Below are 11,814 nucleotides of genomic sequence, written 5' to 3'. Positions count from 1 at the left end.
GGCGCTCAAGGGCTGGCGGGCTTCGCGCTCGTCGTCATCAGCTGCTGCTGGAAGAAGCCATAGGTCAGCGCCCACATCAGGGCCGTCTGGCCCATATCGGACGCCCCGGCATGGCCGCCTTCGCGGTTTTCCCAGTACCAGACCGGCTGTCCCAATTCCTGCAGGCGCGCCACCATCTTGCGTGCATGGCCCGGATGCACGCGGTCATCCAGGGTGGAGCTGGTGTAGAGCACTGGCGGATAGGCCGGCTGCGCCTGGGCCTGCTGGTAGGGAGAGTAGGCGGAGATATAGGCCCACTCCTCGGGCACGTCGGGGTTCCCGTACTCGGCGATCCAGGAATGGCCGGCCAGCAGCTTGTGATAGCGCCGCATATCGGTCAGCGGCACCTGGCTGACCACTGCGCCAAAGAGCTCGGGCTTCTGCACCATAGCGACCGAGGTCAGCAGGCCGCCCAGGCTGCCGCCCAGAATGCCCAGCCGCTTCGGGCCGCTCAGCCCGCGGTCGATCAGATCCGCGGCCACCGCAGTGAAGTCGTTGAAGGAGCGCTGGCGATGCTGCTTCTGGGCGCTTTGATGCCAGGCCGGGCCGAATTCGCCGCCGCCGCGCAGATTGGCCACCGCATAGGCGCCGCCTTTCTGCAGCCAGGCGCGCCCGAGCACCCCGCTGTAGCCGGGCTGCAGCGAGATCTCGAAACCGCCGTAGCCGTAAAGCACGGTGGGCCGACCGCCCGCTGGCACAGGCCCGGTGGGCTGGACCAGATAGTAGGGAATGCGTGTGCCATCGCCCGACACGGCAAACAGGCGCTGCACCTCCAGCCCCTGGCTGTCGAAGAAGGCGGGCAGGCGCTGCACCACCGTCTGCCGCGCGCTGCCAAGCTCGCCCAGCGCCAGCTCGGTGGGTTGAAGAAAGCTGCTGCGCACCAGCCAGTAACGGTCTGACTCCGAACCCTGGTAGGCGCGAATCGAGTAGCCCGCCAAGTTGGCACTGCGATGCTGCGTCATCTGCCAGCCCTTGGCACCGCGTCGCCACTCGACTAGCTGCTGCCCTTGCTCGTCCTGCACCAGACCGACCACGCCGCTTCGCGTCAGCAGATGGCTGTGCAGCGCGCGGCGCTCGCCCGGCTCGAACAGCACATCTGCCGCCGGCGAGTGGCCGTCCATGAAAGCGCGCAGCGGCAAGGCCAGCAGGCTGCCGGCCGGGTAGGCGCGGCCGCGGTAGTGCCAATCGCCGCGCAGATCCAGCAGCAGTCGCTCGCCGCCCAGCGAGGCTTGCGCGTGATCCGGCTTGGGCACCTCCTGCAAACGCCCCTGCCGCAGCAGCAGCTGCTTGCCGGTGAAGAAGCCGATGCGCCGCTCCACCACCAGCTGAGGCCGTGCGCTTCGGTCTGTGCTCCACACCCACAGGCCCACATCGCTGACCGGCGTCTCCAGCAGCAGCCGCGCCTGCGCCAGCGTCTGGCCGCGCGACCAGGCCTTGAGCTGGCGCGGGTAGCCTGACTCGGTGAGGCTGCCCGCGCCGAAGTCCGTCGCCACGGCCAGCGTGCCGGGGTCGATCCAGGCCACGCTGTTCTTGCTCTCGGGCAGCATGAAGCCGCCGGCGACGAAGCGACCGCTGCCGGGATCGAACTCGCGCTGCACCTTCGCATCGCCACCGCCACGGCTCAGCGCCACCATGCAGCGCAGCCTGGGCTGCTCGATGCAACGCGCGCCGCCCCAGGTCCAGGGTTCGCCTTCGGCCTTGGCCAGCGCATCCAGGTCCAGCACCGTCTGCCAGCGCGGCTGGCCGGCCAGATAGTCGGCCGCCGGGCTGCGGCGCCAGATGCCGCGCGGGTGCTCGCGGTCGCGCCAGAAGTTGTAGAGCTGCCCGCTGATGGCCTCGGCCGGCGCCAGCCGATCTGGCGACTCCAGCACCTCGCGCAGCTCAGCCACCAGGCCATCGAAACCGGGCAGCTGGCGCAGGCTAGCTTCGGTGCGCTGGCTGTGATCCGCTGCGAACTGCAAGGCCTTTCTGCCCTGCACCTCTTCCAGCCACTGGAAGTGATCCTCCTGTTGCGCTGCTGCGGCCTGCACCGCCAGCAGCGCCAGCCCGCCCAGGGCTGCCCTCACAAAGACGCCGCGCATCAGAAACGGTACTCCGCACCCACGCGCAGCACACGTCCCCACAGCGGCAAGGCCGTGCCAGCCCGGTATTCCGCAGGCCGCTGCTGGTTGAAGGCGTTGTAGAGATTGCCCATCAGCGTGAGGTTCTTGATGCCGCTGTAGCTGAAGGACAGATCCGTGGTGGTGGTCTGCTTGATATGCAGGCATTCAGCTGCATCGATGCCGCGCGTCTTGCAGCCGGCGAGGTAGTTGCCGGTGTCCTCAGCGCCCCATGCCAGTGCCGTCCTGCTGCTGTAGTTGATGCGTGCACCGACGCGCCAGCTGCCCTTGCTCCAGCCGAGCTTGGTGACGGCGCGCAAGCGCGGCGTTCCGCGATAGCCGACATAGCTTTGGTTGAAGCGGTTGTCGTCCATGTTCCAGTCGCGATAGTCGATCTGGTAGTTGGCCTCCAGCCCGGCATCCAGGCGACCCAGGCTGCCCAGGCTCCAGCGGCTGCGCAGGTCGAGGTCAATGCCGGAGACCTTGGTACGGGTCAGGTTGGCATAGCGGTTGGCCAGGCCCTGGATCGGGCCTGCGCTGAAGGCCAGCGTCTGCCCGCTGAGTTCCTTGACGCGGCGGGCTGCCTCGATATCGTCGGCCGACACCGCGCCCCGGGTGACCAGCCCCGGATTCTGGTCTTCGGCCTCAAGAATCTTCGCCAGGCTGCGCAGGCTGATTTCATCCTTGCGGTCAATCTTGTAATAGTCCAGCGAGACGGTCAGCTCGCGGGTCGGCTGCAGCACGATGCCGGCGGTGATGCTGTTCGAGTACTCGGGCTTCAGCTCCGGGTTGGGCGAGACGCGCGTCGGCGCGGTGTGGTCGCAGCCACTGCTGTACACGCGATTGGCCAGCTGCTTGTCGGTGGCGGTGCCCTTGTCGAGGATCTCCCACATCTTGTCGGCGATGGCGCAGCGCTTGGGGTCCTCCAGGCCGTAGTTGAACCAGGAGGCGCCGCCATTGCCGGTCTCCGGCAGGCTCGGCGCCCGGAAGCCTTGGGTGACCGTGCCACGCAGCAGCAGCTGCTCGTTCGGGCGGAAGGCCGCTGACAGCTTCGGTGTCACCGCGCCGAAGCCGTCGAGATCCTTGTCCCCGCGCAGCGCAGCGGTCAGCTTGAGCTGCTTGCTCACCGGCAACTCCACTTCACTGAACACGGCAGCGGTGCTGCGATCGCCACTCAGGCTCACGCCGGAGAACTGCACGATGCGTGCCGCCAGCACGTTGTCGCTGCTGCGGTGGAAGAAATCCTCGCGGCGCAGTTCGGCACCAGCCGCCATCATCACCTCGCCCCCCGGCAGCCGGCCAATACTGCCCGATGCCTTAAGGTCGACGAAGGCCTGCTTGTAGCGGCCATTGCTGCCCATCTCCGGGAACATCTTGTCGAGCAGCGCGCGCGGATTCTGCTGGCCGAATTTGTATTCGCCGCTGACGATTGCCTCGGTGTAGCCAAAGCGGTCGCGGTAGAGCCGCTGCTGCTGGGCAGCGCGTGAGCCCATCAGGCCGGCGGCCATGTCGTAGTCCCAGCCCCGGAAGCTGCCTTCCAGGCCGGCCAGCACGCGGTAGTCCTCGTTGGGGCTCTCGTTCTTGAACATGTCCGGATGATCGACAAAGCGGTAGTTCAGCCCGATCGGGAACGAGTAGGGGTTGTTCGGGTGGCCCGCCGGCAGTTGCGGATCGACGAAGCGTTGCAACTCGCCCTTGATCGAGTCATACCAGGTCAGCTCGTTGCCGGTGACGTTGCTGCGGGGGATGCTGGTGTAGTACTTGGGCTCGATGCGCGAGGCGTTTGCCTCGAAGTAGAGCTGGTGATCGTCACTCAAACGCAGGCGCCCGCCCGCCAGCAGCAGCATGCGCTCGGTGCCGGGCCTGGCGTCGCTGTCCTTCCAATAGTCATACCAGCACAGGCCGTCGCGCAGGTTCTCGGCCTTGCAGCCGGGCGCTGCGGCCGAGATACGTTGGCCGCGCAAGGCGGGGTCGGGGAAGTTGCTGGGATAGCGGCCCACATAGTTGCCCGGGAATGAGCCCGTGCTCTGCTGATCTCGATCGGGATTGAACGCAATGAACCAATCGGGTAGCAGGCCGCGGATTTCGCGGTCTTTGTAGTTGTGGCGCTTGAACAGCTCGACATGGCCGTAGACATTGAAGCCCTGTGTGGCCAGGTCGCCGTAGCCATAGGTCAGCGCGGCGTTCTGCTCGTTATCGAGAACACTGTTCTTGAGCGACTGCTTGTTGAAGGCCGAGACCACGCCCCCCTGGAAATTGCGCCGCGTGATGATGTTGACCACGCCGCCGATGGCCTCTGAGCCGTAGATGGCGGAGGCGCCGTCCTTGAGGATCTCGACCCGCTCGATGATGGCACTGGGAATGGAGTCGGTGTTGGTGAAGTTCAGCTTGAGCCCGTCGGCAAACCCGAAGGAGGCGATGCGCCGGCCGTTCACCAGCACCAAGGTGCCGCCCGTACCGAGGTTGCGCAGCGAGATGCTCGACGCACCGCTGGCCCAGCTGTTGGCGCCGCCCAGGTCGCTGATCGCCGAGCGATCATTGTTGGTCAAGACCTCCAGCAGCTGCGTCAGATTCATCGCACCGGTGGCGCTGATGTCTTCGCGCGAGAGCACCTGCACCGGCAGAGCTGTCTCCGCAGAGATGCGTTTGATGTTGGAACCTGTCACGACCACACGCTCGAGCGGTGCTGGCGTGGCCGCGCTCTGTTGTGCCATCGCAGGCAGTTGAAACACAAGCAGGACAGCAGCAGCGATGCGGCTGTGACGGTTCAGCGGATTGGATGTCATGGGCTTTGTTTGAGCAGGCGGGTGAATTCGGCCGGCAGGGTACGAACTCAGGCCGGGGCCCGTCTTGTCGCCCAAGCCCTGGCCGCAGCGGAAATCTGCACAAAGCCGCCAAATGCCGCCAAAAGCCGGGAAAGCGCTAGCGCTGGAAATCCCTGTCCGTGAATACCCCTTGCCGGGGGGCTTGTGCCGATTTCGGTAGCGCAAGGCCGAAACCGCTCAAGCCAGACAGACGTCGGCGCGCCAGGGCTGGCGCGACATGCGGCGGACTGGCTGCCGCCGGGTGAGCCGCTCAGCGGCGCGCGCTGCGCCGGCCAGCAGGCCGCGCAGCGGCCGTCTCGCGGCCTTGCTGCTGCGACAGGCCGGCCATGTAGTCGCTGTAGCGCTCGCAAGCGCCCAGGATGTGCTGCCGCGTGAGCTCGGCCGCTGCGCGGGCATCACTCGCCACACAGGCCTCCAGGATGGCGATGTGCTCGGCACGCGCCTGCTGGCGGCCATCGGTCAGGCGCAGCTGATCCACCAGATAGCGCTCGGTCTTGTCCAGTGCATGCACCACCGCCTGCAGGTGATAGGGCATCTGCGCCTCCTGATAGAGCGCGCAATGGAAATCACGGTTCAGATCGCCCCAGCGCGTGGGATCGGATTCCTTGCTGAAACGCTGGCAGCGCTGCTTGGCCTCGGCCAGCGCAGCGGCGTCCAGGCGGGGCACCGCCTGCGCGATCAGTTCCGATTCGAGCAACGCGCGGAAGTGGCAGATCTCCTCGACCCGCTCGCGGCCCATCGCCGCCACGGTATAGCCATGAAAGCGCTTGATCTGCACCAGCCCATGCTGCTCCAGCCGCATCAAGGCCTCGCGCACCGGAATGCGGCTGGTGTGAAAGCGCGCCGCGAGCTCCTCCTGCCGCAGCGGCTCGCCGTCGCCGATCTGCCCGGTAATGATGGCGCGACGCAACGCCTCGAACACATGCTCGGCGGCGGCCGGAGCGGTGGGTGCAGGAGCGATCAGGGCCGTCATGGACTGCTTGCAGCGGAAGGGGTTCGGGCCATTCTCGCGCGAAGCGCAGCGCGTGGATGCGAAACCACCAGCGGCGCATCTTTCAGACGCTGGATCTCGGCGACACCCACGCTCCCGGGACTTCGTCGAACCAGCGCGACACGTTTCACCGGGCCTAGAAGGATTCCCAGCTCTCGCTGGCCATGGATGCACCAGCCATGGCGCCAAGCGCTGCGGGCGCCAGCCCCTTGCTCTTGATGGGCTTCCTGGCCGCTGGCTGCAGCGGCTTGGCCGTGCTCTGCTTGTTGGCCGCCTCCGGCCGCCGAGCCGCTGCCGCGTCCTGCGCCGGGGCCGGTGCAGCAGCAGGGCGTGCCTCGGTGCCAGCCAGCTTGAACACGGCCACGGCCTTGACCAATTGCTCGGCTTGCATTCGAAGCGCCTCGGCACCCGCCGCGCTCTCTTCCACGAGGGCGGCGTTCTGCTGCGTTGCCCGGTCCATATGCGTCACCGCCTCGCCCACCTGCGCTACACCAGCGCTCTGTTCGACACTGGCGCTGCTGATCTCACCCATGATGTCGGTGACGCGCTTGATCGCAACCACGACCTCGGCCATCGTCGCACCGGCTTGGTCGACCAGCTCTGTACCCTGGTCGACGCGCTCGACACTGGCCGAGATCAGCGACTTGATCTGCTTGGCAGCCTCCGCCGAGCGTTGCGCAAGGACCCGCACCTCGCTGGCCACCACGGCAAATCCGCGTCCTTGATCTCCAGCCCGCGCGGCCTCCACTGCTGCATTCAAAGCCAGGATGTTGGTCTGGAAGGCTATGCCATCAATGACACCGATGATGTCGACGATGCGCCTGGACGACTCATTGATCTCCTTCATTGTCGAGACTACCTGGTTGACCACGGTGCCGCCCTTCTCGGCCACGTCGCTGGCACCCAGGGCCAGTTGATTGGCCTGCTTGGCGTTGTCGGCGTTCTGGCGCACGGTCGAGCCCAGTTCCTCCATCGAGGCGGCCGTCTCTTCGAGGCTGCTGGCCTGCTGCTCGGTGCGCTGGCTCAGATCGCTATTGCCCTGCGAAATCTGCGCGCTGGCCGTGGCCACGTTGTCAGAGCCGGCGCGCACCGTGCTAACGACTGAATTCAGCGCCGCTTGCATGCGCGCCACACTGGCCAGCACGCTCACTTCATCGCCCGCTTTCAGAATGAGTGGCTGGCTGAGGTCGCCATCCGCCACGCGCCCCACCGCGGCGCTCAGTTCGGCAGGCTCGGCGCCCAAGGCACGGATTAGCCCCCGCGTGATGAACACCGACAAGGCGATCGCCATGCACAGCGCCAATGCACAGGCGCCCAGCAGCCCATTGCGCTTTTGCACATAGGCCGCTTTGGCGTCAACGACCTCCTGGGCCGCGACTTTTGCTGCATGCTCGACATAGGCATTCGTCGCAGCGATCAAGGCGGCCAGCAGCGGGCGACACTCGGCGTTCATCTTGTCGGTCGCCTCCTCTCGGTTGTCGGCCAAGGCCATGGCGACGATGTTGAGAGCCACCGGACCATAGAGCGACTCAACACGCTGGACCTCTGCGAACAGCTTGCGCTCGGCATCGCTGGCCTCCTCAAAGCTGTCGAGTGCCTTTTTTGATCTTGAGGATCGAGGCGCCCACCTTTTCATGTGCGGCCGTGACCGCGTTCTTCTCTGCAGCCAGTTCCGCAGGCGACTTCAGCAGCAAGAGATTTCGCGCCCCGACGGCGCGGGCGAGGGTCGCGTCATGCACCTCGTTCGCATAGGCGACCCGCCGACTGGTTTCGCCGACATAGTCAATGAAGGCCTTGTGGCTGAGACCCAGCGCATGGATCGCCACCCCCGACACAAGCAGCACGATCACAGCTAGACCACCAAACGCTGTCGTCAGCTTGGCCCGGATGGACAGGTTCTCGAATTTCATCGCTGTTCCTTTCGATGCGCGATGGCGCCAATGGCAAGCACCGGCGCGAAGCACTCAACGGAGCGTGAATTCAGCTTAAATGTCCCATTTGATCTATTTGGCATCTTCAGGTCGCACTTTTGATAGGCACCCAGCTGTTGCGATCATTTTCACAAGCCGCCGGTGGTTCAAAAGCGCCTGTTCCAGGGGCCGGATCACACGGCCGCCTGGCTCGGCCTGCTAGGCTTTGGGCCCATGAGTGAGCCCCAGATCCCCCCCACCTCCCCGATCGATGCGGCCCAGATCCAGGCCGAGACACAGTTCTGGCTGGAGAAGGCCGTGATCGGCCTGAACCTCTGCCCCTTTGCCAAGAGCGTGCATGTCAACCAGCGGATGCGCTATGTGGTCAGCATGGCTGATACGCCCGAAGCGCTGTTGAAGGAGCTGGCGCATGAGCTGATGGCGCTGATGCGCGCCGACCCCGACGAGATCGAGACCACGCTGCTGATCCACCCGCTGGTGCTGGATGACTTTCTGGATTTCAACGACTTCCTGGGCGCCGCCGATGCGCTGGTGGAAGAGCTGAAGCTGGAAGGCGATCTGCAGATCGCGTCCTTCCACCCCGACTACCAGTTCGCCGGCACCGCGCTGGACGACATCAGCAACTTCAGCAACCGCTCGCCCTACCCCACGCTGCATCTGCTACGGGAGACCAGCATCGAGCGCGCCACCGAAACCATGGCCGATACCGACAGCATCTTCGAGACCAATATCGAGACGCTGGAGAAGCTGGGCCTGGAAGGCTGGAGCGCGCTGGGCCTGAAGACCCGGCGTTGACGCCGGCCGGCAGCAGCTCAGTTGCTGCTGCAGGCGCTGGCGGCCACCCCGGCGCGCACCTGGTTGCGGCCGCCGCGCTTGGCTTCGAACAGTGCCTCGTCGGCGCGCGCATAGGCATCACCGAAATCACCATGCTGCGCGGTGCGGCTGACGCCGAAGCTGGCAGTGACCGTGCGGCCAGGCAGGCAGTCGAAGCAGCGGCCGGCAATGGCCTGACGCATGCCTTCCGCCAGCTGCAGCGCGGTGTCGAAATCGGTATCGGGCAGCAGGATGGAGAACTCCTCGCCGCCTACGCGGCCGATCTCCGCCAGCGCCGGCGCTGCGCTGCGCAGCCGGTTCACCACCTCGCAGATGACCGCATCGCCTGCCGGATGGCCGTGGTTGTCGTTGATGCTCTTGAAGAAATCGATGTCCAGCACCACCAGCGCCAGCGGCGCGCGTTCCAGGTGCAGGCCGGCGCGCTCGAAGATCGCGCCGCGGTTCAGCGCGCCGGTCAGCGAATCGTGCTTGGCCTTGTATTCCAGCTGAGCCGCGAGACGGTGCAGCTCGCTGTTGAGGATGTTGAGCTCGCGCTCCTCGCGGTCGCTGCGGCGGATCAGCCGGCGGCTGTCGCGCATCAGGCGCTCGAAGTGCACGGCCAGCTCGCCCAGCGCCTCACGGTACTGTGCGGCCGACAGCGAGTGATCATCGCGTGCGCGCAGCGCACGCTCCAGCGCGCAGGCCTCCAGCTCGAAGAGGTCAGGCGGTGCCGCGACCGGCGGCTCAGGCGTCAACGGCACGGAGTGCTATCTCCAGGTTGTCGAAGTCGGCAATCAGCTCTTCGCCGAACTCGCGAATCATCTCGTCCTCGGCATCGTGCTCCCACTGCAGCTCGATGCGGCGACCGGCCGCCGCGGCCTTGTCGAGCAGGTCGAACAGCGTGAACAGCATCTTGGTGCTCGAGCTGTTGAAGTAGGTCAGCGCCACCTTGACATGCAGCGTGCGGTCTTGCGCCGGCAGGGCCAGAAAATCGCGCAGTGCGGCGATCACCGGGCCGTAGAAGGCTGCGGCGTTCTCAGGGTAGGACTCGCCACGCAGGCTGAGCTCATGGGCGTCAAAACGGAACTCGATCTCGGGCGAGCTGGCCGTGGCAGGAATATGCAGGGGATTCATGGCTTCGGCTTAGATGGTGGTCTTGAGAAAGAACATCGTCATGCCAGCGTCCTCGGTGTTCCTGAACTCGAATTCGAGCGGCTCGCTGGCATCGCGCGCCATGGTCAGGAAGCCCAGCCCGGCGCCCTTGCTGTCCTCGGGCGTCTCGGCGCGCAGCGACTCGCGGTAATGCGCCTTGATCTCGTCCAGCGTCATCACGCGCAGCGTCTCCAGCCGTTCGCGTAGCGTGTCGGCCAAGTCGACCGAGATCGGGTTGGCGCAGAGCAGGAAATAGTGCCCGCCGTCGTCCACACCGATGCAGACCGAGCCATGGCGCATCTCGTCATGGCTCTGTTCCTTGGGCGTCAGCGCATCGGCCGAGTAATGAATGATGTTCTGCGCCATCTCGACAAAGGACGAGAACAGGCGCCGCCGTATCGGGCCGGCGGCGCCTGATTGTTCAAGCCGCAGGCGCACGGCCTCGGCCATCGCGGTGATGATGTTTTGCGAGAAGTAGCCGACGTAAAAGAAGATCACCTTCTTCTGGCGCGCGAGCTCGCTGAACTCGCGGTACTGGTCGTAGGCAAAGCGTGGGTCCATGGCGGGGTCTAGAGGCGGAATCCGAAAAGAGTGAGGTCGTCGCGGCGGCGCTGCTCGCCCTGGTAGGCGGCAAATTCCTGCATCAGCGCCGCGCCCAGGTCCTGCATCGGTAGCGCACGGTGGCGCAGCAGCGCTTCGCGCAGGCGGCGCTTGCCGAAGGCAATGGTCTTGGCGCCGCCGACCTGGTCCAGCAGCCCGTCGGTGCAGGCCAGCAGCAGCGTGCCGGGCTGAAGCTCGATCTGCCGGCACTGCCAGCGGGCATCGACGGGCGTGTCCACATAGCCCAGGCCCAGGCGGTCGGCATCGATCAGCTCCACGCTGGGCTGCTCGGGGCGAAGCAACATCAGCGGGGTGCGCGCGCCGGCATAGCTGAGGCGATTCGTCGCGCTGTCGAACCAGAGGAAGGCCGCGTCCATACCGTCATTCGAGCTGCCGCCCTGATCGAGCGACTGGCCCAGCGAGGCCTTGATGCCGCGGTTCACCTCGGCCATCAGCAGCGCCGGCTCGCGCGGGCCATGCCGGTCCAGCGCCTGGCGCAACGCCGAGTAAGCAATCAAGGTCAGAAAGGCACCCGGCACGCCGTGGCCGGTGCAATCGGCCACCACGGCAAACCAGCCCTCGGGGTAGGCGTTGAACTGGTAGAAGTCGCCGCCCACGGTGTCGCGCGGCTCCCAGACCAGGCAGGCATCCTTCAATTGCTGCGTCAGCGCGGCCGCCGAGACACTCAGCATCGAGCGCTGGATCACGCTGGCGTAGTCGATGCTCTGCATGATGTGGCGGTTGCGCTCGGCCTGCTGCTCGGCAATCACGCGCATCAGGTCCAGGCCATAGCCCAAGCCCTTAAAGCGACCCTGGTCCACCACCAGAAAGCCGTCCGCCAAAGCCTTCTCGCCAGACTCGACCGTCAGCAGCGCCAGCTGGTCCACTGTGACGCCGGCATCCACCACCAGCGGGTCCTTGTCCATGAAGGCGATGCAGCTCTTCTTTTCGAACAGCTCGCGGTGAAAGGGCTTGGAGATCTGCGCCAGGAACAGGCCGCGATTGATCAGGCCGATCGGGCGCTGGTCCTCCAGCACCGGCAGGCTGCCCAGCTCGCGGTGGCGGCTGAAGATCTCATACACCTGGGCGTTGTTGTGCTCGGGCGAAACCGCCACGCAGGCCACCGCCAGATCGCCCGCCACCGGCTGGGCAAATCTGGGCTGCGGCCGGCGCTGGGGCGCGGCCAGGATGTCGCTGGGTGTCACGGTCCTCCTCCTGAGGGGCTGCGATCAGTCAAGTGGCACAGCGTAGGTTTCGCCTGTGCAAGCTCTGTGACAAAAAGATGGCAAGCCGAGGAAGATGCTGAAGGCGTGCAAGCCTTCACGGACACAAGCCGCGCCCTGCAGGACCGGCCCGGCTCTGCA

The 11,814-nt window shown here is 65.9% G+C and carries 8 protein-coding genes and 1 pseudogene; 1 reads left to right on the top strand and 8 read right to left on the bottom strand.

From position 1 onward, the window contains the following. Positions 1 to 5: 5 nt before the first annotated feature. The 4 genes and pseudogenes from ACIQ67_RS04455 to ACIQ67_RS04440 form a co-directional block, all read right to left on the bottom strand. Positions 6 to 2,120 carry a prolyl oligopeptidase family protein gene (locus tag ACIQ67_RS04455; protein WP_397533151.1) on the bottom strand — a complete coding sequence of 705 codons (2,115 nt, stop codon included), beginning with the start codon at positions 2,118 to 2,120 and terminating at the stop codon, positions 6 to 8. Continuing rightward, positions 2,120 to 4,924, bottom strand: a complete 2,805-nt coding sequence (locus ACIQ67_RS04450; protein WP_397533150.1) for a TonB-dependent receptor plug domain-containing protein — start codon at positions 4,922 to 4,924, stop codon at positions 2,120 to 2,122. The genes ACIQ67_RS04455 and ACIQ67_RS04450 overlap by 1 nt, the downstream gene beginning before the upstream one ends. A 289-nt stretch (positions 4,925 to 5,213) precedes the next feature. Beyond that, complete coding sequence (locus ACIQ67_RS04445) at positions 5,214 to 5,936, bottom strand: GntR family transcriptional regulator (protein ID WP_397533149.1); 723 nt, start codon at positions 5,934 to 5,936, stop codon at positions 5,214 to 5,216. 154 nt (positions 5,937 to 6,090) lie between these two features. Further along, positions 6,091 to 7,864: pseudogene (locus ACIQ67_RS04440) on the bottom strand (methyl-accepting chemotaxis protein). Between the two features lie 234 nt (positions 7,865 to 8,098). Between ACIQ67_RS04440 and ACIQ67_RS04435 the strand changes: the two are divergent. Then, on the top strand, positions 8,099 to 8,680 hold the full coding sequence (locus ACIQ67_RS04435; protein WP_397533148.1) for a DUF1415 domain-containing protein: 582 nt from the start codon (positions 8,099 to 8,101) through the stop codon (positions 8,678 to 8,680). A 17-nt stretch (positions 8,681 to 8,697) separates the two neighbouring features. Here ACIQ67_RS04435 and ACIQ67_RS04430 read toward each other — a convergent pair whose 3' ends face one another. The 4 genes from ACIQ67_RS04430 to ACIQ67_RS04415 are packed head-to-tail and all read right to left on the bottom strand — an operon-like array spanning position 8,698 to position 11,655. After that, complete coding sequence (locus tag ACIQ67_RS04430; RefSeq protein ID WP_397533147.1) at positions 8,698 to 9,459, bottom strand: GGDEF domain-containing protein; 762 nt, start codon at positions 9,457 to 9,459, stop codon at positions 8,698 to 8,700. Continuing rightward, positions 9,443 to 9,832 carry a DUF1987 domain-containing protein gene (locus ACIQ67_RS04425; RefSeq protein WP_397533146.1) on the bottom strand — a complete coding sequence of 130 codons (390 nt, stop codon included), beginning with the start codon at positions 9,830 to 9,832 and terminating at the stop codon, positions 9,443 to 9,445. The genes ACIQ67_RS04430 and ACIQ67_RS04425 overlap by 17 nt, the downstream gene beginning before the upstream one ends. Positions 9,833 to 9,841: 9 nt before the next feature. Continuing rightward, positions 9,842 to 10,411, bottom strand: a complete 570-nt coding sequence (locus ACIQ67_RS04420) for a SiaB family protein kinase (RefSeq protein WP_397533145.1) — start codon at positions 10,409 to 10,411, stop codon at positions 9,842 to 9,844. An 8-nt stretch (positions 10,412 to 10,419) separates the two neighbouring features. Next, positions 10,420 to 11,655, bottom strand: coding sequence for a SpoIIE family protein phosphatase (locus ACIQ67_RS04415; protein ID WP_397533144.1), 1,236 nt, complete (start codon positions 11,653 to 11,655; stop codon positions 10,420 to 10,422). Between the last annotated feature and the right edge of the window lie 159 nt (positions 11,656 to 11,814).

This window comes from Roseateles sp. (assembly GCF_044373315.1).
Classification (GTDB): Bacteria; Pseudomonadota; Gammaproteobacteria; order Burkholderiales; family Burkholderiaceae_C; genus JACDQM01.
Note: the sequence above shows the minus strand (reverse complement) of the source record. Positions and strands in the feature narration are given on the sequence as shown.

What these genes read in the sequence shown, in the direction of transcription:
- ACIQ67_RS04435 (WP_397533148.1), top strand. Translation starts at nt 8,099, where the DNA reads ATGAGTGAGCCCCAGATCCCCCCCACCTCCCCGATCGATGCGGCCCAG.
- ACIQ67_RS04420 (WP_397533145.1), bottom strand. Translation starts at nt 10,411, where the DNA reads ATGGACCCACGCTTTGCCTACGACCAGTACCGCGAGTTCAGCGAGCTC.
- ACIQ67_RS04450 (WP_397533150.1), bottom strand. Translation starts at nt 4,924, where the DNA reads ATGACATCCAATCCGCTGAACCGTCACAGCCGCATCGCTGCTGCTGTC.
- ACIQ67_RS04455 (WP_397533151.1), bottom strand. Translation starts at nt 2,120, where the DNA reads ATGCGCGGCGTCTTTGTGAGGGCAGCCCTGGGCGGGCTGGCGCTGCTG.
- ACIQ67_RS04425 (WP_397533146.1), bottom strand. Translation starts at nt 9,832, where the DNA reads ATGAATCCCCTGCATATTCCTGCCACGGCCAGCTCGCCCGAGATCGAG.
- ACIQ67_RS04445 (WP_397533149.1), bottom strand. Translation starts at nt 5,936, where the DNA reads ATGACGGCCCTGATCGCTCCTGCACCCACCGCTCCGGCCGCCGCCGAG.